The sequence below is a fragment of the Bacillus sp. OV166 genome (assembly GCF_900177675.1).
In the GTDB taxonomy this organism is placed as follows: Bacteria; Bacillota; Bacilli; order Bacillales; family Cytobacillaceae; genus Neobacillus.
Genome location: NZ_FXWM01000001.1, coordinates 5,157,659 through 5,183,149 on the forward strand (window position 1 = coordinate 5,157,659; position 25,491 = coordinate 5,183,149).

A 25,491-nucleotide genomic window follows, 5' to 3' on the forward strand; every position below is an offset into this window, starting at 1 on the left:
AAAGCAATTTCGAAACAAGCAAAATTCGTTGTTTCAATGGGATTTGCAAGCCCTCATGCTTATTCCGAATCAAAAGTACATACTATCTTAATAAAAATTCGACACGATGCGTCCATTCTCCTCTTTTTATAAAAAAATCATTCATCCCTTAATGCTTCCGAATGTTTTTCAAATAGCCACTTTAAAGGATAGGCGATAATTAGAGTAATAGCTGCATTTAATAAAAGGGTAGGGTAAAAACGCAAGTTAATAAAGCCGATAAAATTAAGGTCTGTTACATGGATTAAATAATTCATTTCATAAACACCCATCTCTAATAACGAGATACCGAGAAGGGCAGCAAGAAAAGCAGTGATAATATTTGATTGAAAAACCTGCAATAATTTATAAATGAGATAGGAGATAAATGGATATAGAAAAAAGTAAATACCGATAATTTCGACATAAACAATATCAAATAAAAGCCCAAAAAAGGCCGCATAAATAATTCCGTGTTTTTTTCCGACAAAAATCGTTAAAAACAAAATGGCTGTAAACAGAAAGTGAGGGACAAATATTCGCTCAAAACCAAAAATCTTTGCCGGTAAAAACTCGACAAAAAGACTTTCTACGATAAAAAGAAACAGAAATAAAAGAGGAAGAAGGAATTTTCTCAAAACTCCCCCACCTTCCCATCAGATAAATCACTTTTAACTGGCTGAGTCATTAATCTTTTTATGACAATCACATTTTCAATATCGTAAAAGTTCGCGCCGGGTTTCACTAAGGCCGTTTGATTTAAGCCATACTGATCGGGCTTAACATCAACCACTTTTCCAATCATCAGCCCTTTTGGAAAAACACCGCCTAAACCGGAAGTAATCACGGTTTGGCCTTTTTCAATTTTTGAGCCAGATGGAATCGCCTTAATTAATAGTAATTTTTGTTTGTCATCAAAACCCTGTACAAATCCATAAACATCTTTTTTCCCTTGTACGACAGCAGAAATTCGATTCTTAGGATCCATTGCACTTAAAAGTTGTACAGTTGAACTGAATTGTGTCACATTTTTTACTTTTCCAATGAGACCGGTTGCCGTAACAACAGCCATATTTTTTTCGATGCCGTTTAATTTACCTTTGTCGATAATAATCATTTCATGCCAACGATCAGGGTTTCTGCCAATGACGGTAGCTGGTAATGGTTTGAAGTCTCTCAGGGTCTTTTTTTCACCGAGAATGTCACGCAATTCTTCATTGTCATTTTTCAACTCTTGGACTTGTGCTTCAAGATTGACAAGATTTTCGATCCGCGATTTTAATTCTTTATTCTCATCGTATGTATTTTGCAAATCCTGGAGATTTTCAAAAAAGCCTGCAACAAAATGGGTAGGCTTTGAAACCAGGGATTGAACCCAGCCGGTTGTATCTTTGACAAATTGCTCCGGCCAGGATAGTTTACTTCTCTCCCTTAAAGAAAACCCAATCAATGCCACGAGAACAATGATGCTGACAAGCAAAATAATCAGACGTTTATTCAGAAAGAACTGTGGCATGATTATACACCTCTATTTTCCTAGATAAAAAGTTTAGTTTTTAAGCTTTGATAGTTGTCTTGCTCCAGCGGCTAACTGGCGTTTCCGCTATTCTTAGCGTGAATCTCTCGTTTTGTTTTTAAATAAATGAATATGATCGAGAGCTTTTCCTGTTCCAATCGCTACGCAATCGAGTGGGTTCTCGGCAATCAGAACAGGCATTTTCGTTTCTTCACTAATCACTTTATCTAAATTGCGGAGCAGTGCTCCCCCACCTGTTAGGACAATCCCGCGATCCATAATATCGGCAGCGAGTTCCGGAGGTGTTTTTTCTAACGTATTCTTGACCGCTTCCACAATCGCAGAAACCGTATCGCGTAATGCTCCCGCAATTTCTTTTGCGGAAATTTCAATGGTCTTTGGCAGACCCGTTAATAAATCCCGGCCGCGAATCTCCATATTGTCGACACCTTCAGGATCCCCTGCTGAGCCAATTTCCATTTTAATCGCTTCAGAGGTCCGGTCCCCGATCATCAAGTTATAATTTTTTCGAATATAAGAAATAATCGAGTCGTCCATTTCATCGCCAGCAACACGGATCGAAATACTTGTAACAATTCCACCTAGTGAAATGATTGCTACTTCTGTCGTTCCCCCGCCAATATCGACGACCATGCTGCCAGTAGGTTCCCAAACAGGCAAATTGGCGCCAATCGCCGCAGCAAATGGCTCTTCAATGGTATAGGCATCCTTTGCCCCTGCTTGTCTAGTGGCATCGATTACCGCTCTTTCCTCGACCGCTGTAATCCCAGAAGGCACACATACCATGACGTATGGATTACCCGTAAATACGTTCTTCCCTTTCTGTGCTTGACGAATATGGTACTTCATCATTGCCGCTGTGGTTTCAAAATCAGCGATGACTCCATCCTTCATCGGTCTTATAGCGACGATATTCCCCGGCGTCCGTCCAATCATATTTTTCGCATCGTTACCAACTGCGACAATATTCTTCGTATCTGTCTGCATCGCCACAACGGATGGCTCGCGTAAGACAATACCTTTTCCTTTTACATATACAAGGGTATTTGCAGTCCCCAAGTCAATCCCAAGATCTCTAGCTCTTATTCCAAACATAATTTTGTAGCTCCCTTTCTGATACGTAATACAAAAACTCCAATAAGTTGGTAATCACTTTAATATCATGTCTTTTTTCTCAATATTTATCTAGTTAGGTCTTAAGTAGTCCTAAAAAATCATAACCAATATTATAACTTAACGTCAAACAAAATCATAGTTATAAATACCCTTTTTCCTTGAGACTCACAAACTTATTCTCCCCGATGATTAAATGATCGAGTAAATCGATGCCAATTATTTTTCCGCATTCGACTAATCGCTTGGTCACCTCTATGTCCTCGCGGCTTGGCGCCGGGTCGCCACTAGGATGATTATGCGCCGCAATTACAGAAGCAGCTGACCGCTTTAACGCCTCGCGGAACACCTCCCTTGGATGAACAATCGAGGCGTTTAAGCTGCCAATAAAAATCGTTTGTTTATGGATTACTTGATTCTTAGTGTTTAAATACATACAAACAAAATGCTCTTGTGATAAAAAGCGCATATCATTCATCAGGTACTTTGCACCATCTTCCGGCGAGCGGATAACATATCGATCCTTATAGTCGAGGTTGGTAATCCTTCTGCCAATTTCGACAGCAGCAAGGATTTGAATCGCCTTCGCCGAACCAATCCCTTTTATCTCAGTCATTTCTTCTAACGTAGCTGCTTTTAACAGTCGTAACCCTTCAAAATGGGTCAGCAGTCGATTCGATAGTTGCAGAACCGATTCGTCCTTTGTTCCGGTTCGAAGTAAGATGGCAATCAATTCATGATTAGATAAGCTTTGTGGTCCATGCTGAATAAAGCGTTCTCTAGGCCTTTCATCTTGAGGGAAATCACGGATCATTAATGTATTGGTGGACACTTTTTTTCCTCCCTTTTTTAAGGGAGTTAATGAACTAAAAAAGTTTAATACGGCAACTGGTAGCCAGCCTTCTTCAATTCTCTTATTGTTCTTGAAACAGGCAGACCGACAACCGCAAAATAGTCTCCATTTATTTTTTTGACAAGCATACTTCCGAGCTGCTGAATGCCATATGCACCTGCTTTATCAAGCGGTTCACCACTTTTTACATACGCCCGTATTGAGTCGTCAGTTAACTCCCAAAACCAAACTTCTGTTCTTTCATAAAACGTTGTTGTACCTGTTGGAGACACAATCGAAACTCCAGTAAAGACATCATGCTGCTTTCCTGACAAGCTTTTTAACATCGTAAATGCTTCTGCTTCATCTGCAGGCTTTCCTAAAATTTGATTATCCGCCACAACAATTGTGTCCGAGCCAATCACAAAGGCGTTCTGGTTTTCTTTAAAAACCGCCTGGGCCTTTCGGTCGGCTAACTCCATCACTACTTCTTTAGGAGAGAGAGCTGGGTCAAAACTTTCATCAACTTCACTACTTGAAATCGCGAATGTTAAACGGAGAGTTTCTAGAAGTTCTTTTCGCCGTGGAGAAGAAGAGGCTAAAATGAGGTTCTGCATTCGATCACCTTACCTTTTGGTACGTATTAGGGAGATACAATTCAATCGTATCAGAAATTGTAGTAGCAAACAATTTTTATACGAAAAAAATTTTGATGGATTTTGTAAAATTATGTGGAATAATTCTTTTTATGACATATTAAAAAAGCCTATCCAGATTCGATAGGCCTTATTTCCCGGAAAATATCGAGCTTTGTCAGATATTGATTACTTGGAAAAATATAACGACATGAAGTTTAGCAAGTGCTGTTGGGCATCACTAAGATTCTTTTCGGATTTTGATTCTTGAAATGCTTTTAGTTTCTCGTTCGCACTAACCAACTCTGCTTTTAGATCTTTTAATTTTTTGTTTTTAACACTACTCTTTAATTGTTCTTCAATCTCTAAGAGGGCTTTGCTGGAATCCTCAGAAAGCGACTTGGTCAGGAGTGCACTCGAAGATGTAAGAGATAGCGTTTGATAAATAGTCGGTACAGCTTTTAAAAAGGTCTTTTCTTTTGTAGTGACGTCAGTAAACTTCTTTTCATCTAATAACAGCGGCTTGGCAAACACTTCTTCAATTCCATTTTCTTTATATTGACCCCCAAGAGCTTTAGCGGCTTCAATGGAATCCGCAACACCTAGAAACAAATAGTACTTGCCATCCATTTCAACGGATTGGGATGGTATGCCTTTCGAGTCTAAACTTGAAGATGTCTCCTTGGCACCAGCTTCCGATGAAAAAACTCCGCCCTGAATGACGTAAGCAGTTACTTGGGATATAGCTGCTGACGAGGTCTTGCCCTCCGTAGTTTTGCTTTCGGTGTTAGCAGGCTTTTCAGTGACTACTGTAGGTTCGGTTACAACAGTCTTGTTAGTTGGTGTAGTTATCACTAACTTTAGCATCACAACCCCGATCGTTGTTCCGATAAGGATGGCGAAGACGGCAGAAATTAAAATGGTTCCTAACGGCCGGCCATTTTTCTTTTTGGTATTAGATGAACTTGATGAAAAGGTTGTTATTTTGGGAAGGGCAGATTTTCTGCCACTTTGACTTGGTACTTTTTTAAACTCCTCTATGTCATTTTCGGAGGATTCGGGAATAATCCAATCAAAACTTTCGTCGACAGACTCTTGTGCTGCCGCTGTCTCCATGAAGTTATCCGATTCTGAGAGATTCGAATTTATTTTTATCACTTTAGGAATGGGGTCGATGCTGGCTTCGACTTCTTTTGGAGGAACATCCAGTTGGGGCGGGTTTTCTCCATTTAATTTGATCGTAATTGTATTGCCTTTATTAGGCTTGTCCACTAAACCGTACTCCTCTCTCTACCAGGGTAATTTGTTCCATCCTAACATAATGGCAAAAAAAAATAACAAGACTTTTGTCGTCTTGTTATCGTAGACTTTCGCCAAATTATTTACTAGTTTGCGATGGTGTTAATTATGGCTGCGTCCCTGTAGTGGCTGAGAACTGACTTAGTGGATTGTCTTTACCAGCTGGTGCTGGTGCATCGATTTTTGGAAGCTCTGCGGCTAGGTCTGTTAAACTCGGCATGTAGAATGCAGAAATTGTCAGACTGTAAGATAATGGCACATCTTCTTGGTCTAAACTGGTGATCTCTTGCCCGCCTGAATAACTAATTGATTCAACCACGACAATGCGATTTAAAGATTCTATGTATCAATAAACTTCTCTAAATCTTCATAGCTTGGTGATTCAACACTCAAAGAAACTGTCAGCTTCTTCAAGCCAGCGATTTGGGCTGAAGCGGTTTGTTGTGTCGTCGTGTCCTGATTAGCTGTGGCTTGATTATTTGCCGCTTGATTTGTATCAGCCTGATTGGTGGTAGTTTGTTGAGGTACAGTGCAAGCGGGGAAATATCTGCTGCAATTGGATCAAGTTTGAGCTTAGACAATAAGCCCGAGTACTCCATCACTTGCTGCTCAGGTGCTACAAATAAAAGTAAATCCCTTGTTTTTCCATCACTTTTTAATGAATAAAAATCAAAGACTGGTTCTTCAAACGGTAAATGGATACTAGAACCAAGCTCTAAATAGAGGTAGCCCTGAATTTCATCCTCCTGAATTTCAGCGGGAACGGAAACTTTCCGGATAATGACCAGTGGATCTGGGACAAGAAAACGAACTTGACGTCTTTGAATCTTCCATTCACCGATACACTCTTCCAGAATGTTTGCCAAAGAGTCGACATCGATAATTTTCCCATCACTAATGATTCCAGGCGGGAGGAAACGTTCGCACCATCTTTGAGCAACAGCTGGAATCGCCTGCTTTAATTCAAGCAGACGAATCGAATGATCATTCAAAACGAGATTTATTATTCGGTTTTTAGATGTAAACAGGGAAAAAGCCATATAAAAAACCCCTTAGTTAAAATCCCTGATTAAGGAAATGTATATACAAATTAATTAAATCCGATCCCCAATAATACGCTGTTAATGTTCCAGCACCAATAAATGGTCCAAATGGAATGGGCTGTCGCCTTTTGACAATTTTAAATAAGAGGGCTAAGCCGCCTATTACTGCACCGAACAATGTTGAAAGAAAGAAGGACAAAAGTACTAGTTTAAACCCTAATACCAATCCAAGTAAGGCATAGAGTTTAACGTCCCCCCCACCCATCCCACCTTTGCTAACTACAGCAATGAGTAAAAGGAGAATGAAACCAGACACAGCACCAAGGAGGCTGTCCCACCATGGGTTTAGCGGCCAAAATATCCGCTCCAATAAAAAAATCCCTGCAAACCAGATCAGAATTTTATCAGGGATGAGCATATAATGAATATCTGAAACAATGATAAGCATAAACATTGAGATTAGCGTTAGTGCAACTACTAATTCTCCAGACCAACCGATAACTAATGGTGCTGTCATAAAGAGTATTCCAGTGAGTAGTTCAAAAAATGGGTAGATAGGAGAAATCCGCGACTTGCAGCCGCGGCATTTTCCTCCTTGAATCATATATGAAACCATAGGGATGAGTTCATATGCTTTTAACTGATGTCCACAAGTTGGACAAGCAGATCTTGGTTTGATAATTGATTGCTTTAATGGTAATCGAAGGCCAACTACATTAAAGAATGAGCCTAAGGCACAACCATATATGAATAGAATTATATAAGGAAAACAGGACATTTCCATTTAACTATCATTCTCCCTAATTAAATACTTTTTATTGGGCCAAATCACGAATATTGGGAGGATAAGCCTTATAGGTGAACCAGGTTCCTGCAGTGACCAACAAAATCCAGGCAAGAAAAATAGAATTCTTGATGTAAGGTTTTACTGCCATGCTTATCCTCCTTTCTACTTATATGGATATAATTATTTTACCATTATAAAAATAACTTGTCATAAAGAAATTATCTTATTTTTCAAACAGTTAGCCAAAAATGGTTTTACCTCAGAAATAAAGTAGAGTGAACCCGTTATGACTAACATGCTGTTGTTATCTATATTTTGGATCTCTTCTATAAGAAAAGGACCCCAGTCATCGACTGCCAATTTGTTTGGTGATTGGCTGATTTTGAGTAATTCTTCCGCTTTAGCTGCACGTGGAAAATCGAAGCTGACAAAGGCAATTTGGGAAGCCGTTTGGTCCAGCTTGGCAATCATTTGATCAAGCTTTTTATCCGATAGCGCGGCAAACACAATCTGAATACTGCGATTTTGATATCTAGTACTTAATTCGTGTGTTAGAGCAGTTATTCCCTCCTCATTATGGGCCCCATCAATAATCACAAGTGGACTTTCAGAAAGAATTTCAAATCTCCCTGGCCAGTAAGCCTTTTTTAAGCCCGTACGAATAGCTTGCTCTGAAATTAGGAATGAACCTTTTTGATTTAAAAATTGGGCGGCCATGACAGCAAGTGCGGCATTTTCCGTTTGATGCTGACCGATCATCCTGATTTCTAATTGGGCGATGGTTTGAAGTTGAGTGATGACATCAAACACTTCACCATTAGATAGGGATTTATGAGCACTAATCGAAAATTCCTGATTTAAGCGGTAAAGAGGTGCTTTTTTCTTATCTGCTTGGTCCTCAATTACCTTAATCGCCCCAGGATGTTTGACAGCCGTAAAAATGGCGGTGTTCTCTTTAATTATCCCTGCTTTTTCAAACGCAATTTCCTCATAGGTGTTTCCAAGGATGTTTGTGTGATCAAGACCGATATTGGTAATGATCGAGGCTAATGGCTGGATAATATTTGTTGAATCAAATCGACCGCCTAAACCGACTTCAAAAATGACAACGTCAACCTTGTTCATAGTTGCGAAATAATGAAACGCCATCGCGGTGATGACTTCAAACTCCGTCGGCCCGCCAAGCTCTGTTTCTTCTAATTCGTCCGCCAATGGGCGAATGATATTTGCTAGTTGGAGCAGCTCCGCGTCTGATATGGCTTTTCCATTCACACTGATCCGCTCATTGAACTGTTCAATATAGGGCGAGGTAAAGGTACCAACTGAATACCCTCCTGCTTCAAGAATCGAACGGAGAAAAGTAACGGTGGAGCCTTTGCCATTTGTACCGCCAATATGAACCGTCTTCATTTTTGTTTCTGGATTGCCAAGCTTCTCCATCATCCATTCCATCCGCTTTAACCCTGGCTTGATTCCCAGTCTTAACCGCGCATGAATCCATTCTAGGGCTTCTTTATATGTAGCAAACATTCGTGACACCCCATCTATATTTTAATGTTTGTTTAATATTTACTTTTAAAGTGCAATCTATTTTTTGATTCGCTGATAAAAGTGGAATTTCCGCTGATAAAATCCAATTTCCGCTGATATATTAGACGTTTTCGCTGATATATTCCTGAAAACCGCTGATAAATTGTAATCTCTGGCATATTTGCATCAATCATGTTGATTATGATTGTTTTTTTTAGGGTAAGTAATAAGGCGAGACGAATCCTCAGAGAATTCGCCTCGCCAAACTAATTATTACCCTCTTAATTCTTTAATTCGTGCTTCGACAATCGCTCTTTTTTCGCGATAATCATCTTCCTTGGCACGTTCTTCGGCTACAACACTTTCAGGTGCCTTTTTCATGAAGCCTTCATTGCTTAATTTCTTCTGAACTCTTTCCACTTCTTTATTTAAGCGGTCAAATTCTTTTTCGAGACGAGCAATTTCTTCATCGATGTTAATCAAACCTTCAAGCGGCAGGATGATTTCTAATCCAGTAATCACGGCTGTCATTGCTTTTTCAGGCGTTTCAAGGTCAACGCCCATTTGTAATTCTTCTGGATTACAGAAGCGTTCAATATAGCCGCGGTTATTCTCGATTGCTTTGAGAACCGTTTCATCCTTTGCTTTGACAAGCATTTTGATTTTCTTACTCATTGGAGTATTTACTTCAGCACGAATATTCCGAACCGCGCGAATCATCTCGACGAGCAGTTTCATTTCTTGCGCTGCTTGGTCATCAGAATGAGCTGGATTTACTTCAGGCCATGCTGCTGTTGTAATTGATTCTCCTTGGTGAGGAAGGTTCTGCCAAATTTCCTCGGTGATAAATGGCATGAATGGATGCAATAAACGCATCGTTTGATCTAAAACATGTGCCAGAATCGAACGAGTTGTTTTCTTGGCTGCTTCATCTTCACCATATAGCGGCAATTTCGCCATTTCAATATACCAATCACAGAAGTCATCCCAGATAAAGTTGTAAAGCGCACGGCCCACTTCACCAAATTCATAACGATCTGAAAGTCTTGTTACATGTTCAATCGTTTCATTTAATCGTGTTAAAATCCACTTGTCTGCAACCGATTTTTCTCCGCTAAAATCAATCTCTTCGTAGGTCATACCGTCCATATTCATTAACGCGAAACGGGAGGCATTCCAAATTTTATTGGCAAAGTTCCAAGTTGACTCTACTTTTTCAAAGCTAAAACGTAAATCTTGACCTGGTGAACTTCCAGTTGACAGGAAGTATCGTAGTGCATCGGCACCGTATTTTTCGATGACATCCATTGGATCGACGCCGTTACCAAGCGACTTACTCATTTTCCGTCCCTGTTCGTCACGAACGAGACCGTGGATGAGAACATCTTTAAATGGACGCTCGCCTGTAAACTCAATGCTTTGGAAAATCATTCTCGATACCCAGAAGAAGATAATATCATAGCCTGTTACTAACACGTCGGTTGGGAAGTAACGCTTGAAATCAGATGCTTCTGTGTCAGGCCAACCCATGGTTGAAAAAGGCCATAGCGCGGAACTGAACCATGTATCGAGTACGTCTTTATCCTGCTCCCAGTTCTCAGCGTCTGCCGGTGCTTCTGTACCAACATATACTTCACCTGTTTGTTTGTGATACCAAGCTGGGATTCGGTGCCCCCACCAAAGCTGTCTCGAAATACACCAGTCGCGGATGTTCTCCATCCAGCGGAGGTAAGTTTTTTCAAACCGGTCTGGAACAAAGTTTACTTTTTCTTCTTTGCTTTGTAGGGCAATTGCTTCATCTGCGAGCGGCTGCATTTTAACAAACCACTGGGTGGAAAGATACGGTTCAACAACGGCACCGCTTCGTTCCGAATGACCTACGGAATGCGGATGCTCTTCAATTTTGAAAAGAACGCCTTGTTCCTGCAAGTCCTTAACGATTTGCTTACGGCATTCAAAACGGTCTAGTCCTTTATACTTGCCAGCTCTATCATTCATCGAGCCGTCTTCGTTCATTACCAGAACTCGCTCTAGATTATGACGATTACCCACTTCAAAATCGTTCGGGTCATGGGCTGGCGTAATTTTTACTGCACCAGATCCGAATTCCATATCCACATAGTCGTCACCAACGATTGGAATTTCACGGCCAACGATTGGCAGAATGACGGTTTTACCAATCAAGTGCTTGTAGCGGTCGTCTTCTGGATGAACGGCAACCGCGGTATCACCCAGCATCGTTTCTGGACGGGTCGTAGCCACTTCAATCTGTCCAGAACCATCGGCAAGCGGATAACTCATATGATAAAAAGCACCTTGAACATCTTTATAAATGACTTCGATATCGGATAGAGCTGTTTTTGTGGACGGATCCCAGTTAATAATATATTCCCCGCGGTAAATGAGACCTTTTTTATAAAGGGTAACAAAAACCTCTTTAACGGCATCAGATAAGCCTGCATCCAGCGTGAAACGCTCGCGGCTGTAATCAAGGCCTAAGCCCAGTTTCGACCACTGCTGGCGGATATGAGAAGCATACTCTTCCTTCCACTTCCATGTTTCCTCGACGAACTTTTCTCTTCCTAGATCGTAGCGGCTTTTGCCTTCATTGCGAAGTTTTTCTTCTACTTTAGCTTGGGTAGCAATCCCAGCATGGTCCATTCCAGGTAACCAGAGAACGTCAAATCCTTGCATCCGCTTCATCCGGGTCACGATGTCTTGAAGCGTCGTATCCCAGGCATGACCTAAATGAAGTTTCCCGGTAACGTTCGGCGGCGGGATAACAACTGTGTACGGCTCTTTGCCCTCATCGTTTTTTGCTTCGAAAAATTTACCTTTTAACCACCATTCATAACGCCCTTTTTCAATCGTTTGTGGGTCGTATTTGGTAGGCATTGTTAGTTCCTTTGTTTCCATTGTAAAATTCCTCCTTAAAATAAACCAATCGTGAAAAGTGATACCAGATGAGCAGCACACCAACCAACAAAACAAAGGCAGTGTGAGCAGAGCCAGTGTTCACTTAATTCGTGTGTAAAATGTATTTTTCCACAAAGTTTGGATATCCTGATTCGTTTTTGCGCCGCTCCGCCCCTTTTCCACATAAAAAACCCCATTCGTCATAAAAGGACGAATGGAGTTTGCTTCGCGGTACCACCTTTTTTCCAATCCAAAAAACGGATTGGCACTTATGTAGATAACGGATTTAGTCCGTCTTCAACTAATAGGATGTTTAGATCCGTTCGCAGAAGAAGCTCGTGGGTGACCTTCCGATATGCTGCTTAGGAAATCTTCCAGCTAATGATTTCCCTCTCTTGAAGCAGGTTTGTATCGTACTCTTCCCTGTCTTTGCTTATGTAATTAAATTATATAGTTATACTACCGAAAAAAAGGGTTTGACGTCAATAATGATAACCACTTTTTTTATTTTTTATACTATATGCCGTTTTTTTGGAGAGTTCTCCGCACTTGTGGAATATACATAAAGAAAATATATGCCAGATTTGTAAAGGGGGGGTTGTCGGTGAAAAGAAATTTCCAAAAATTTAAATACCTACCCTGGTTTAGAACCTGTCGGAGAGTTTGCGCACAGTTAATTATTCCGTTTGTGATCTTCCAATTTATTCGAACACTCATCATTCCAACGTTTTTTGATATCTTATTATTAACGGTTTTTGTTGCCATTGCCGTGTCACTATATTTTGAAATCGTTTAAGGAGCCCATTTTGCAGATGATTACTGCGGCTGGGCTCCTTCTTTTGCTGCTGCGGCGGCGGCTGCCTGCGCATCCATTTCGGTCATTCTCATGACGACATATTCGGAATTTTTCAAATGCCAGTAGCGGTGCTGCAGCTGACGGACATATTTTAATTCATTCTTTGGACGCGACTTTCGATAGTAGCTTTCTGCCACTTGGATGATTGGAATCGGAAGCGCTAAATAGCTGTAGAATAATAGCTTTTCATCTGCTTTAAATGGAAAGTATTTAAAGTAGTGGTATACCCAGTCAATGGCTGTGTCGCTGCGCTTCGGGTTGGTATTTAAGGCACGTGATAAATAGGGAAGGAGATCGTGAATCGGTGAGCCGTAGTGCGCATTCTCAAAATTAATAAAAAAGCCATACCCTTTATCATCATACAAGAAATGCTCGGGTGACAATTTTCCGTGAGTTATAACCATGCGGGCCTTTTCATCGTCCTTCGTTTTTTCATACCATTCTTCAAATTTCGTTTTCGAAAATCGGAGCGCCTGGCTGATTTCATTGTAATAAAGGCAATATAACAATTCAAACGGCGACATGTATGTCTTTTTTTCACATTCGTCGATGAAGCCATCAAGGAATGCCTGTTGTTTTTCATGCTGTTGAATCGTCTTTTCATAATGCTCGGTCCGCTCTTCTTTGTTCAAGGTAATTTCTTTGGCGGACAGGGTATGAAGACGAGCGAGTTCACGAAAAAGTTGTTGATCTTTTTGCTGCCGGTCTTCCTTTTGTTCATTCGACATCCACGGCATTAAGTAATAAAGATTGTTCTCGTGTAAGACCGCATACCTGCCGTCCATCGTAGGGTAAATGGGAACGATGCGATTATACCCTTTTTGGTATAGGAGATGAACATGGCGAATGAAGTCGGTCCCCGTTGCAGGGTCTATTTTTTTTAAGGCAAACGTTCCTTTGTTTGAATAAATCTTCTGAACACTGCCGAAATCCTCTACAAAATGAGGCTCAACAAGGTAATTTCTTAAGATGGGAGCAAATGTGTTTAGTAGATTCGGGTTACTCAAGAGTACTCAACTCACTTTCATTTTAAAAGCGGAAGCGCCCGTTTAGCGGCGTATGGACTGGAGCAGTTTGACTGTGTATGAAAAGAAGGTGAGCAGGTCAAAGGAACCCGCTCATCTTTTAAAAATTATTTTTTTGTGAGGCTGCCGGGAATATATAATACTTGACCTTCAAATATATCTTGGCTGAGTTCAAGATTGTTGATGCGCATGAGGTTTTGTACCGAAACATCGTATCGATCTGCCACGCTGTTAACGGTATCCCCCTTTTGAACGATACAAACTTTTACTTTCGCCTGGGCCGAACTTTCATCCTTCCGAGCAAAAAATTCAGTTAATGTCATGCTTTTCTTTTTTGCCGGTTTTTTCTTTTTAATATTCTTTGGTGGTGCTTCTTCATGTGCGGAAGAGCTTTCCTCTGCTGGATGAACTTCTTCTTCAAACTGGACAGTTGGAGATGGCGCTGGGTTTACTTCAACCACTTCTGGCTGGATGGCCTCAGCTGGCTGGCTAGCTTCACTTCTTGCTTCTTGGAAATTCCATGAAGGTTGGCTGGATTCACTTCTTGTTTCTTCGAATTCCCAGGCTGATTGGCTGGCTTCACTCCTTGCCTCTACGAAATCCAAGGATGGTTGGTTAGCTTCTTCCTCATCGTCTTCCTGTGGTTGATAATTGAAGGTCGGAAACTTCGATAAAATTTCCACACTCTCGTCTTCTTCTTCTTGTGGTTTTCTTGCCTCAGCTTCAAACAAGAAGTTATCTTGGTAACTGCTCTGAACTGATGAAAGTTCGACTTCAATATCCTCGGCATCTTCCTCAAAGAACTCAATTTCAGAGCGAGGGATAAGCTCAAGTTCAACTAATTCTTCCTGCGGTTGTTGCTGTTGCTTCTGTTTTTGCTCAGTTCCGTATAAGCCGCTAATGGTCAGTTCAGCTGCTAGCTTGAGGCAGCTGCGCTCAGGGATCGAATAATCAAATGATTCGACGAGGACATCGATATCATAGATACTTTGAATTCGATTATTGGGGATCGTGATATCGACAGGGAATCGATGTGAAAACTCACAGGTTCCTCCCTCTTGTGCATCGACCCTCTCCACAAACTTTTGCGATGTTACATCTTCATCTTCGTTTTCATTGGTAGGTTCGTAACTTTTATATTCGCCTGTGAGTTCTAGCGAACCTCTTATGGTTACGTACTGATCGTTTTCTTGGATGGTAATGTCTGGGTCTAGAGAAATGGAAACAAGCTCTTCGACTTCCTGTCCTTTTCTAAACCACAATGACTCCTCCAAAGAAAATCGTAGGCACGATTGATTCTCCTGAGACAAAGCGACTCCTCCTTTCGTTTCCTTCACTCAAAATCACTATGTCACTTACACTCTATGAACCAAGGCTTTTATTTATGATAAAAAAGAGAGTTTCGTCTGGAAAAGAATCGTAATATTTGGTAATTGGGGGTGGATTGGAGTTTTTATGAGGGGTGGGAGCTGATTGGGGGTTGGGGTTGGGGTTGGGGTTTGGGGGTTGGAGATGGTGAGTATGGATAGGGTGGATTCCGCCAAGTTGCGTGGGATTTCCGCCGAATTTCATATTTATTCCGCTAAACTCGGACTAATTCCGCGAACCCTTACATTTATTCCGCCAAACTCAGACTTATTCCGCAAAACCCCATTTTTGAACTATCCTCGAATGCTATAAAAGCCAGTCCCCGGACTGGCTCAACTTATTAAGTTTCTAACCACACAAAAAAACACCCACCATAAAAGTGGGTGCCGGGAACCATCTTATTTAAGCTTCGAGAATGCAATCTCCGCTGCACGGATTGTCTTTTCAATATCCTCATCGGAATGCTCCGTAGATAAGAACAACCCTTCAAATTGTGAAGGCGGCAAGAAGATTCCTTGAAGTGCCATTTCGCGATAATACGCTGCGAAGAATTCCAAATTGGATGATCTTGCTACCTCATAATTAATGACAGCTTCATTGGTAAAGAAGAAACCAATCATCGAACCTGCACGGTTAAATGTTATTGGAATATCATATTTTTCAGCTGCAGCCTTAAAGCCTTTTTCCAGTAAGTCGCCCTTACGAATAAACTCTTCATAATGAGATGGTGTTAATTGGCTTAACGTTTCATAGCCGGCGGTCATTGCCAGTGGGTTACCAGACAGGGTACCTGCTTGATAAATTGGACCGCTTGGAGCAATTTGCTGCATGATTTCCGCTTTACCGCCGTAAGCACCAACAGGAAGACCGCCGCCGATTACTTTACCAAGACATGTAATATCAGGAGTGATATTGAAATAGCCTTGTGCACAATTGTAGCCTACACGGAAGCCAGTCATTACTTCATCAAAAATAAGCAATGCGCCGTTAGCTGAAGTAACTTCACGCAGACCTTCTAAGAATCCTGGCAGTGGTGGTACTAGTCCCATATTACCGGCCACGGGTTCAACGATAATACACGCGATATCGTCGCCAAATTGTTCGAACGCAAAATTCACGCTCTCAAGGTCATTGTAAGGCACTGTGATCGTATTTTTCGCTACGCCTTCTGGAACTCCAGGGCTGTCAGGTAAACCGAGTGTGGCCACGCCTGAGCCCGCCTTAATCAAAAGGGAGTCCCCATGACCATGGTAACAGCCTTCAAATTTCAAAATCTTGTTACGGCCCGTATAGCCTCTTGCTAAACGAAGGGCACTCATCGTTGCTTCTGTTCCTGAAGATACCATCCGAATGACTTCGATCGATGGTACCCGTTCAATGACAAGATTAGCTAGTTTATTTTCCATTAAAGTAGGTGCACCGAAACTTGTCCCAAGTTCAGCAACCTTTTTTAAGCCTTCTACCACACGGTCATTCGTATGGCCGAGGATGAGCGGCCCCCATGAAAGAACGTAGTCAATGTATTCATTGCCATCTATATCATAAATTTTAGAACCCTTTCCTCTTTCCATAAAAATCGGGTCCATATTCACGGATTTAAAAGCACGAACCGGGCTATTCACTCCGCCAGGCATGATTGTTTGGGCTTCTTTAAATGCTTCAATCGACTTCGTATAAGAACGCATTCTGTTCCCTCTTTTCAAATTATTGGTCTTCTTTTAACCAGCGAACTGCATCTTTGGCAGCATAAGTAATAATAAGGTCAGCTCCTGCACGTTTCATACCCATTAACATTTCAAGAACCGTGTTTTTCTCATCAATCCAGCCGTTTTGGGCAGCGGCTTTAACCATTGCATATTCTCCGCTTACGTTGTAAATAACAATCGGTAAATTAAAGGTATTTTTCATATCACGAACAATGTCAAGGTATGGCATACCTGGCTTCACGATTAAGAAGTCGGCACCTTCCTCCACATCGGATTCTGCTTCTCTAAAGGCTTCCATCCGGTTAGCAGGGTCCATTTGATAGGTCTTGCGATCGCCAAATTGCGGCGCGCCTTCAGCAGCTTCACGGAAAGGTCCGTAGAATGCTGATGCATATTTTACCGCATAAGACATGATCGGAATCTCTGTAAAGCCAGCTTCGTCCAGTCCCGCACGGATCGCTGCAACAAAGCCGTCCATCATGTTAGATGGCGCAATAATGTCTGCACCTGCTTTCGCTTGAGCCACGGCAGTTTTTACAAGCAATTCAAGTGATTCATCGTTTAGAACCTTCTCCCCTTCAACTACTCCGCAGTGCCCATGGCTTGTATACTCACAAAGACATGTATCAGCAACGACAATGATTTCTGGGAATTTTTCTTTGATAAAACGGGTCGCAACCTGGACAATCCCATGGTCATGAAATGCTTGCTCACCACATGCATCTTTCGTTTTTGGAATACCAAATAGGAGAACGGATTTAATGCCATGGGCAACGATATCTTCCATTTCTGCTTCTAAATAATCCATCGATACTTGGTATACACCAGGCATGGATGAGACCTCATTGCGAATATTCTCACCTTCATAAATAAATAACGGATAAATAAAGTCCTCCGCTTTTAAGTGATTTTCTCTAACAAGTGAGCGCATGCTCGCACTTGAGCGTAAGCGGCGATGACGTTTAAATTGAAGTTCCATTTATTATTCCTCCATATCTAAATAGGCAATCGTACTGTTAATCATTTCTTTTACGGTGTACTCTTTTGGTGAGGCATGGACCATTAATCCATAAGCACGTAATTTCTTCTCGGTAACCGGACCGATACAGCCAATGATGCAATTTTTCAGCTGCTCATCCAATCGATACTCCTTCACGACATCCATTAGATGGTCAACCGTTGAAGGGCTCGTAAACGTGAGGATATCCAGTTGGTTATCTGCTAGCATATTAGCCAGCCTCAGGCGGCTTTCATCAGGCATATAGGTTTCGTAGATCACAACCTCATCGACCACGGCACCGGCCCCTGTTAAGGATCTGGCGATATATTCTCGGGCAAGGTTTCCTTTTGGAACGAGCACCCGTGAATCCCTATCAATCAATGGGATAAATTCCGCAACAAACGTTTCCGCAACATAAGCTGACGGGACGAACTCTGGAGATAGCCCTCTTTCCATCAAAACCTCTGCTGTCTTTTTGCCAATAACAGCGATTTTCGGAAACGCTTTGCTAACCCCTTCCTTTTTTAAAAAAGAAAAGAAGGTTTCAACGGTTATGTTACTCGTAAAAATAATCCAGTCATATGTATCAAGAACCAGCAAAGCTTCGTGAAGGCGCTGATTTTTTTCTATCGGACGAAAGGCAATAAGAGGGATTTCGATTGGAATCCCTCCATACCTTTCTACAAGTTGTGAAAAGGATTTTGCTTGATTTTCTCCTCTTGGAATAAGAACAGTTTTATCAAGCAAAGGTAACGATTCGATCATTGACCTTCGAGCTCCCGCTTTACCTTATCAATTAGGTCTTTCCCGCCTTTTTGAGTTAATAAGTCAGCTGCCTGAACACCAAGCTCTTCTGGATTTTGTCCTCTAACTTCTTCTTTAATGATTTCATGTCCTTCTGGTGAAGCAACTAAAACATTTAGGACAATTTCATCATTTTCAGCTACATAGGCGAAGCCAGCAATTGGTACCTGACACCCGCCTTCCATTTTTTGAAGGAAGGCACGCTCTGCACGAACTGCTCTTTCCGTTTTCTTGCAAGTGAATTTTTCAAAGAGTTCGAGAAGTTCTTTATCATCTTCACGGCATTCGATTGACAATGCCCCTTGACCGACAGCAGGAATGCATAGATCGGCATCGAGGAATTCGGTGACTACGTCAGAAGCCCAGCCAAGACGGTAAAGGCCAGCTGCGGCTAAAATAATCGCATCGTATTCTTCTGTTTCTAATTTTGCTAATCTTGTATCCACATTCCCTCGGATCCATTTAATCTCTAAATCTGGACGGGCTGCTAATAGCTGTGCACTACGGCGAAGACTGCTTGTCCCGATAATAGCACCTGGTTTTAAATCTTTTAATTTTACATGACCTCTTGAAATGAGCGCATCACGGTGGTCCTCACGAAAAGGAATGCAGCCAATTGTAAGTCCTTCTGGTAAGACAGCTGGCATGTCTTTCATACTATGAACGGCCATATCAATCTCTTTATCAAGCATTGCTTGCTCAATTTCTTTTACAAAAAGTCCTTTGCCGCCAACTTTCGAAAGGGTAACGTCAAGGATTTGATCCCCTTTTGTGACGATTTCTTTTACTTCAAAATCAAAGCGAGGGTCCAACTTTTTTAGCTGGTCCATCACCCAATTGGTTTGTGTTAATGCCAATTTGCTTCGTCTAGAACCTACAATTATTTTTCTCATGATTGCGACCTCCTGAGGTTATGCGCTACGCATACCATAAATGAAAAGATGATAATTGACCAAATAAGAAAAAGTTAATTAAAACAATTAAAAAGGCAGCTGTATTCCAAATCGCTAATTTTCTTCCCGATAGATTTTTCACAATACGAAGATATAAAAGAATACTATAGACGGTTAATAACAGAAATGAGCCGATGATTTTCATATCATACCATGGCATTCCGGGTACCTTAAGAAAGGCCCACTGCAATCCTAATATGAGACTGAGCAGAAGCATCGGAACACCGATTACGGCCAATATGTAGGATGATTTTTCAAGCTTATCTAAGTCAGCCAGTCGTATGAGTCTGGTTCCCCATTTTTTCCTTTTTAATAAATCATATTGAAGCAGATATAATGCAGAAAAAACGAATGATAATGAAAAGGCCCCATATGAGAGGATCGCCATCGTAATATGAATCAAAAGCAGTTCAGAAACAAGCTGCTTCGCCATGATATGCGAACTATATTGCATCGGGGCAAATGTATGAATCGCCATGACCGTAAAGCCAAGTATATTCGTGAAAAAGACGATAAAATCGACTCGTAATAAATGATTTATACCAATTGACAATGTGACTAATATCCAGGCATAAAAATAGAGTCCCTCGAAAATAGTTAACACAGGGAATCTGCCTGTTTTATACATATAGATTCCGAGAAAGACGGTTTGCAAAACCCATACAAATGCAAGTAACCAGAAAGCAATACGGTTTGCCTTCCGGTTATGATGTAGAAAATCGAAAAAATATAACAACACACTGAAGGCATATAGAACAACGGTTAATTCATGAAGCCTTGTCATAAAGACATTAAACATAGAACGTACCCCTTATGACTGAAAGGAAGCCTGCGGTATTGTAACCGGTATTTGATTGGTTTCGGCTGCTTTCGAATGTTGTTCCTCAACAAGCTCTTCAATATTAAAGATCTTCATGAAAAGATCCATTGCTTGATTTGCATCTGGTCGCGCAGCCAATTCTTTCGCTTGTAATATAGGGTCTTTTAAGAGCTGGTTGATGATACTTTTTGTATGTTTATTTAACACTTTTAGATCACGCTCTGATAAATTTGGCAGCTTTCTCTCCAAACTAACCATGGTTTCCGATTGGATTACATGTGCTTTTTCTCTAAGCGCCGAGATAACCGGGATAACCCCTAGCATTCCTAGCCATTGCTTGAACTCTACGATTTCTTTTTCAATCATGAGCATGATTTTTTCAGCCGCCTTCTTACGTTCTTGCAGGTTAGCCTCAACAATCCCCTCTAAATCGTCGATATCGTATAAAAAGACATTTTCAAGTTCAGATATTCTAGGATCCAAGTCGCGTGGTACAGCAATGTCCACCATAAATAACGGCTTACCCTTGCGTTTTTTCTCGACCTTGACCATCATTTCTTTTGAAATAACAAAGTCTTTTGCACCGGTTGAACTGATCAGAATATCAGCTTCCGCCAATGATTTCTCTAATTCAGCTATGGTTCTTGCTTTGCCGCTGAAACGATTAGCTAAGTCTTGTGCTTTTTCATAGGTCCGATTTATAACTGTAACTTTCTTCACACCATTACCGTTCAGGTTTTGGGCAGCTAATTCACCCATTTTTCCTGCGCCAAAAATTAACACATGTTTATTGGCAAGTGAACCAAAAATCTTCTTCGCCAATTCCACTGCTGCATAGCTGACAGATACAGCATTAGCACCAATATCCGTTTCTGAATGTGCGCGTTTGGCAACGGTAATTGCTTGTTTAAATAAGTGGTTAAATACGGTCCCCGTAGTTCCAACTTCCTGCGCTAGCATAAAGCTCGTACGAACCTGGCCAAGGATTTGTGTTTCTCCTAAAACCATGGAATTAAGTCCACAGGTAACGTTAAATAAATGATCCACTGCGCCATCGTCTTCATACACAAATAAAAACGGAGAAAATTCTTTTTGTTCTATCCCGAACCATTCTGACAGAAATTCTTTAATATAATAGCGGCCTGTATGTAATTGATCCACAACCGCATAAATTTCCGTACGATTACATGTAGACAAGATAATATTTTCTAGGATGCTTTTTTTTGTATTTAATTTTTTTATGGCCTCCGCAAGATCGGCTTCATTAAATGACAACCGCTCACGAATTTCCACAGGGGCAGTTTTATAGTTAATACCGATCACTAATGTATGCATTTGTAAGGACACCCCCAATAGATATTGCAACTTAACTAGTATGATTATATCATGAGCAATTTCGACTTTTGCTCGAAAAATGTGAACAGAAAACGAAACTATATGGTAATATATTTAAGTAAAGTCGAGTAAAGATCTTCCCGATAGGGCCATATTAGCAAAGTTTCCTTTAGACTTTCTTAATACCCATAAATATTTAATTAAAATACTTTCTTATGTACAGTACCAAAAAAATGGACGATATTCAAGTGAACCTTACTGGAAGCGGTGTTTTTAATGAAGAATCAACGAATTTTTCCTGGGATCATTCTTATAGGCTTTGGAGCTTACTTCTTATTGCAGCAATCAGGGATCACTATTTTCCAACAATTTTTCACATGGCCGACCTTACTTATGATTGTTGGAATTGCCTTTTTAGGTCAAGGGTATTCTGCTAAAGAGTTTGAGGCAATTCTTCCTGGGGTCATTATGGCTGGATTTGGACTTCACTTCCATCTTGTCGGTAAGGTGTCCTTTTGGCCTAGCAACAATATTGGTATGTTAATTTTAATCATTTCAATCGGATTTTTTCTACGATTTCAAAAGACGAATTCTGGATTATTCCAAGCATTTCTCTTTCTTATTTTAGCTATCCTTCTCTTATTTTATGATAAAATTACTGCCTATTTCGATTTACTTCAAAACGGAATGAGTTTTGTGTGGAAATTTTGGCCCGCTCTACTTATTGTGGTTGGTTTTTATTTTCTCCTAAAGAAGAAAAAATAACGCCTGGCGCTTATGCCCAGGCGTTTATTTTTTACATGAAACTCTGTAGAACAGACCATGCCTCGTCTTTTCCTAAACCAGTTTCCGATGAGAAAAGAACCATTTGGTCATTTTTATCAAGGTCTAAGGTTTCTCTTACTATTTTTAAATGCTTTTGCCATTTCCCTTTAGGGATTTTATCTGCCTTGGTAGCAATGATGACACAGGGAATTTCGTGATGCTTTAAGAAATCATACATCATGACATCATCCTTTGAGGGTGGATGTCTAAGATCAACGATTTGAACCGCCGCTTTTAATTGCTCCCGCGATGTAAAATACGTTTCAATCATTCTTCCCCATGCGGCCCGTTCAGTTTTTGAAACCTTTGCGTATCCATAACCAGGAACATCGACAAAATGCAGCATTTCGTTAATTAAATAGAAATTAAGCGTTTGTGTTTTTCCTGGCTTGGAGGATATTCTCGCCAAACCTTTTCGGTTCAGCATTTTATTGATAAAAGAAGACTTACCGACATTGGAACGACCTGCAAGCGCAAATTCAGGTAAATCTGTTTCCGGGTATTGTTCTGGCTTTACTGCACTGATGACAATCTCTGAGCTGACTACCTTCATTTCACTTCACCTTCCAACAGGGCATGCTTCAAGACTTCGTCCACATGGGAAACGAGGACAAAATCCAGTTCATTCCTAACGCTTTCAGGAATATCATCAATATCTTTTTCATTATCCTTTGGAAGAATAATTTTTGTTAAGCCCGCTCGATGGGCACTAAGTGTTTTTTCTTTTAAGCCGCCAATTGGAAGAACTCTGCCTCTTAAAGTAATCTCTCCGGTCATTCCTACTTCTCGGCGAATGGCTCTGCCCGACAAGGCTGATACAAGTGCCGTTGCCATGGTAATACCGGCCGATGGTCCATCCTTAGGAACAGCACCTTCTGGAACGTGAATGTGGATATCATATTTTTCATGGAAATCCTCATCAATCCCTAGTTCCTTGGCTTTGGATCGGATATAGCTAAACGCCGCTTGTGCTGATTCCTTCATTACGTCGCCAAGCTTTCCGGTTAACACAAGTTTCCCTTTACCTGGTGCTAAGGAAACTTCAATCTGAAGAGTGTCTCCACCCACCGTTGTATAGGCTAACCCAGTTGCCACTCCGACCTGATCTTCGGCCTCGGCCATCCCATAGTGGAATCTTGTTTTTCCTAAAAACTCTTCAATATTCTTTTCGGTAATGATCACACGCTTCTTTTCACCGGAAACAATGATTTTTGCCGTTTTCCGGCAAAGTGTTGCCATCTGACGCTCTAAACTTCGAACCCCTGCTTCACGTGTGTAGTAACGAACAACTTTTAGAATCGCATCATCGCGGACCTTAAGAATACCTTTGGAAAGACCATTTTCTTTAATCTGCTTTGGAAGTAAATGATCCCGGCAAATATGGACTTTTTCAAGCTCCGTGTAGCCCGCAATCGTGATAATTTCCATTCGGTCCAAAAGCGGACCAGGAATCGTTGATAGGTTATTGGCAGTCGCAATAAACATAACCTTGGAAAGATCATAGGTTTCTTCTATATAATGGTCGCTAAAGTTACTATTTTGTTCAGGATCGAGTACTTCAAGCATGGCGCTTGATGGATCGCCACGGAAATCACTTGACATTTTATCGATTTCATCGAGTAAAAAGACCGGGTTAATTGTACCCGCTTTTTTCATTCCTTGGATGATTCGCCCTGGCATTGCCCCAACATAGGTTCTGCGATGTCCACGAACTTCTGATTCATCGCGCACGCCGCCAAGTGAAACGCGGACAAAATTTCGATTGAGCGATGTCGCAATCGAACGTGCAAGGCTTGTTTTCCCAACCCCAGGAGGTCCTGCAAGACAAAGGATTGGCCCTTTTAACGAATTCGTCAGCTTCTGAACAGCTAAATATTCGAGGACGCGTTCCTTCACTTTTTCAAGTCCGTAATGGTCCTGATTTAAAATCTTTTCAGCCCGGAGAATATCAATGTCATCCTCTGTTTTATTCGACCATGGGATGGAAATAAGCCAGTCGATATAGTTGCGAATAACGGCACTTTCTGCTGAACTGGCCGGCACCTTTTCATAACGTTCAAGTTCCTTTTGTGCGGCTTTAAGGACATGTTCGGGCATACCTGCTTGCTCCACTTTTTTGGTCAGTTCGGCAATTTCGCCAGTTTTGCCTTCCTTATCGCCTAATTCCTTTTGGATCGCCTTCATTTGCTCACGCAAATAATACTCCTTTTGCGTCCTTTCCATGGAACGCTTGACACGCTGACCAATCTTTTTTTCTAAATTCAGGACTTCTTTTTCGTTATGAATGGTGTCAATTACTTTGTTTACTCGTTCTTTAATATCTGTCGTTTCAAGGATTTCTTGCTTTTCCTTCAGCTTGATTGGTAAATGGGAGGAGATGATATCCGCCATTCTGCCAGGTTCTTCAATATCTGCAACGGAAGCATAAGTTTCTGCAGAGATTTTTTTCGATAATTTTATGTATTGCTCGAAATAATCAAGCATCGTTCTCATTAAGGCTTGGTCTTCGACATCTTTCGTATCCGAGTCTTCGTGGGTAATAATCGTTACAGCATAGTGGTCTTCTTCATCATGAAATGAAACGATTTCCCCGCGATTTAATCCTTCAACCAATACTCTTATCGTACCGTTTGGCAGTTTAAGCATTTGTTTAACTTTCGTTAACGTTCCAATCGTGTATAAATCCTCCTCAGAAGGGTCATCAATCGAAACTTCCTTTTGAGTGGTTAAGAATATTAAATGGTCATCTACCATTGCTTTTTCAAGTGCTTGTACTGATCGTTCACGTCCTACATCTAAATGAAGGACCATAGTCGGATAGACGAGCAATCCTCGAAGCGGCAGGAGGGGGACGATCAATTCGTTCCTTTTCGTCAAAATACTGCACCTCCACATGCAAATCATTTTTTTACTGTAAAATCAGAATGGTCTTTGTACAATTCTATCCTATTTATTTTTAAGTGTCTATTTTTAGAGAAGGTGTATGAAACCTCATTTTCAGCATGACTTTATTTTCCCCAAACATAAAGAATTCTTTCTCTGTTCCTGTTAGAATTCTCACATGAAATAATATGCAATAAAAAACTTCG

Annotated in this window: 23 protein-coding genes and 1 other annotated feature; of the genes, 2 read left to right on the forward strand and 21 right to left on the reverse strand. The window is 41.0% G+C overall.

Going from position 1 to position 25,491, the window contains the following annotated elements; all coding sequences use genetic code 11:
- Nucleotides 1-137: 137 nt before the first annotated feature.
- The 11 genes from mreD to CCK98_RS25470 all read right to left on the reverse strand — a co-directional run bounded on the left by mreD (nt 138) and on the right by CCK98_RS25470 (nt 11,710).
- On the reverse strand, nt 138-656 hold the full coding sequence (gene mreD / locus CCK98_RS25420; protein ID WP_088089145.1) for a rod shape-determining protein MreD: 519 nt from the start codon (nt 654-656) through the stop codon (nt 138-140).
- A complete protein-coding gene (gene mreC / locus CCK98_RS25425) occupies nt 653-1,534 on the reverse strand; it encodes a rod shape-determining protein MreC (protein ID WP_088089146.1) in 882 nt (293 codons plus the stop codon). Before mreC ends, mreD begins: the two co-directional genes overlap by 4 nt.
- Before the next feature lie 93 nt (nt 1,535-1,627).
- Nucleotides 1,628-2,650, reverse strand: a complete 1,023-nt coding sequence (locus CCK98_RS25430; protein WP_088089147.1) for a rod shape-determining protein — start codon at nt 2,648-2,650, stop codon at nt 1,628-1,630.
- Nucleotides 2,651-2,810: 160 nt separating this feature from the next.
- Entirely contained in the window at nt 2,811-3,500 is a 690-nt protein-coding gene (gene radC, locus CCK98_RS25435) for a DNA repair protein RadC (protein ID WP_088089148.1), read from the reverse strand.
- Nucleotides 3,501-3,544: 44 nt separating this feature from the next.
- Nucleotides 3,545-4,117, reverse strand: a complete 573-nt coding sequence (locus CCK98_RS25440; protein WP_088089149.1) for a nucleoside triphosphate pyrophosphatase — start codon at nt 4,115-4,117, stop codon at nt 3,545-3,547.
- A 207-nt stretch (nt 4,118-4,324) separates the two neighbouring features.
- Nucleotides 4,325-5,407: an SPOR domain-containing protein gene (locus CCK98_RS25445; protein ID WP_088089150.1), complete on the reverse strand. Its 1,083-nt coding sequence runs from the start codon at nt 5,405-5,407 to the stop codon at nt 4,325-4,327.
- Nucleotides 5,408-5,540: 133 nt separating this feature from the next.
- Complete coding sequence (locus tag CCK98_RS25450; RefSeq protein ID WP_088089151.1) at nt 5,541-5,753, reverse strand: hypothetical protein; 213 nt, start codon at nt 5,751-5,753, stop codon at nt 5,541-5,543.
- Between the two features lie 91 nt (nt 5,754-5,844).
- Nucleotides 5,845-6,474, reverse strand: a complete 630-nt coding sequence (gene pilM, locus CCK98_RS25455) for a type IV pilus biogenesis protein PilM (protein WP_256942460.1) — start codon at nt 6,472-6,474, stop codon at nt 5,845-5,847.
- A 16-nt stretch (nt 6,475-6,490) separates the two neighbouring features.
- Nucleotides 6,491-7,255: an A24 family peptidase gene (locus CCK98_RS25460; protein WP_088090543.1), complete on the reverse strand. Its 765-nt coding sequence runs from the start codon at nt 7,253-7,255 to the stop codon at nt 6,491-6,493.
- 216 nt (nt 7,256-7,471) lie between these two features.
- Complete coding sequence (locus CCK98_RS25465) at nt 7,472-8,794, reverse strand: folylpolyglutamate synthase/dihydrofolate synthase family protein (protein WP_088089152.1); 1,323 nt, start codon at nt 8,792-8,794, stop codon at nt 7,472-7,474.
- 273 nt (nt 8,795-9,067) lie between these two features.
- Complete coding sequence (locus CCK98_RS25470) at nt 9,068-11,710, reverse strand: valine--tRNA ligase (protein WP_088089153.1); 2,643 nt, start codon at nt 11,708-11,710, stop codon at nt 9,068-9,070.
- A gap of 203 nt (nt 11,711-11,913) precedes the next feature.
- Nucleotides 11,914-12,149 (reverse strand) — a binding site (T-box leader).
- A 165-nt stretch (nt 12,150-12,314) separates the two neighbouring features.
- Between CCK98_RS25470 and CCK98_RS25475 the strand changes: the two genes are divergently transcribed.
- The gene (locus CCK98_RS25475; RefSeq protein ID WP_088089154.1) at nt 12,315-12,506 is read left to right on the forward strand and encodes a hypothetical protein; all 192 of its coding nucleotides are present in this window, start codon (nt 12,315-12,317) and stop codon (nt 12,504-12,506) included.
- A gap of 20 nt (nt 12,507-12,526) precedes the next feature.
- On the opposite strand, the gene ysxE is transcribed toward CCK98_RS25475, so the two are convergent.
- The 8 genes from ysxE to hemA all read right to left on the reverse strand — a co-directional run bounded on the left by ysxE (nt 12,527) and on the right by hemA (nt 21,577).
- Nucleotides 12,527-13,573 carry a spore coat protein YsxE gene (gene ysxE / locus CCK98_RS25480; RefSeq protein WP_088089155.1) on the reverse strand — a complete coding sequence of 349 codons (1,047 nt, stop codon included), beginning with the start codon at nt 13,571-13,573 and terminating at the stop codon, nt 12,527-12,529.
- A 125-nt stretch (nt 13,574-13,698) separates the two neighbouring features.
- The gene (gene spoVID / locus CCK98_RS25485; RefSeq protein ID WP_256942461.1) at nt 13,699-14,928 is read right to left on the reverse strand and encodes a stage VI sporulation protein D; all 1,230 of its coding nucleotides are present in this window, start codon (nt 14,926-14,928) and stop codon (nt 13,699-13,701) included.
- Nucleotides 14,929-15,357: 429 nt separating this feature from the next.
- Nucleotides 15,358-16,644, reverse strand: coding sequence for a glutamate-1-semialdehyde 2,1-aminomutase (hemL, locus tag CCK98_RS25495; protein ID WP_088089158.1), 1,287 nt, complete (start codon nt 16,642-16,644; stop codon nt 15,358-15,360).
- A gap of 19 nt (nt 16,645-16,663) precedes the next feature.
- Nucleotides 16,664-17,644, reverse strand: a complete 981-nt coding sequence (gene hemB, locus CCK98_RS25500) for a porphobilinogen synthase (RefSeq protein WP_088089159.1) — start codon at nt 17,642-17,644, stop codon at nt 16,664-16,666.
- 3 nt (nt 17,645-17,647) lie between these two features.
- Complete coding sequence (locus tag CCK98_RS25505; protein ID WP_088089160.1) at nt 17,648-18,430, reverse strand: uroporphyrinogen-III synthase; 783 nt, start codon at nt 18,428-18,430, stop codon at nt 17,648-17,650.
- Complete coding sequence (hemC, locus tag CCK98_RS25510; protein WP_088089161.1) at nt 18,427-19,362, reverse strand: hydroxymethylbilane synthase; 936 nt, start codon at nt 19,360-19,362, stop codon at nt 18,427-18,429. The genes CCK98_RS25505 and hemC overlap by 4 nt, the downstream gene beginning before the upstream one ends.
- A gap of 25 nt (nt 19,363-19,387) precedes the next feature.
- Nucleotides 19,388-20,221 (reverse strand): inner membrane protein YpjD, encoded by an 834-nt coding sequence (locus tag CCK98_RS25515; RefSeq protein WP_088089162.1) that lies wholly within the window; start codon nt 20,219-20,221, stop codon nt 19,388-19,390.
- Between the two features lie 12 nt (nt 20,222-20,233).
- On the reverse strand, nt 20,234-21,577 hold the full coding sequence (gene hemA, locus CCK98_RS25520) for a glutamyl-tRNA reductase (protein ID WP_088089163.1): 1,344 nt from the start codon (nt 21,575-21,577) through the stop codon (nt 20,234-20,236).
- Nucleotides 21,578-21,853: 276 nt separating this feature from the next.
- Here hemA and CCK98_RS25525 point away from each other — a divergent pair, with 276 nt between their 5' ends.
- Nucleotides 21,854-22,342, forward strand: coding sequence for a LiaI-LiaF-like domain-containing protein (locus CCK98_RS25525; protein ID WP_088089164.1), 489 nt, complete (start codon nt 21,854-21,856; stop codon nt 22,340-22,342).
- A 31-nt stretch (nt 22,343-22,373) separates the two neighbouring features.
- On the opposite strand, the gene yihA is transcribed toward CCK98_RS25525, so the two are convergent.
- The gene (yihA, locus tag CCK98_RS25530; RefSeq protein ID WP_088089165.1) at nt 22,374-22,955 is read right to left on the reverse strand and encodes a ribosome biogenesis GTP-binding protein YihA/YsxC; all 582 of its coding nucleotides are present in this window, start codon (nt 22,953-22,955) and stop codon (nt 22,374-22,376) included.
- Complete coding sequence (gene lon / locus CCK98_RS25535; RefSeq protein WP_088089166.1) at nt 22,952-25,279, reverse strand: endopeptidase La; 2,328 nt, start codon at nt 25,277-25,279, stop codon at nt 22,952-22,954. The genes yihA and lon overlap by 4 nt, the downstream gene beginning before the upstream one ends.
- Nucleotides 25,280-25,491: the final 212 nt, after the last annotated feature.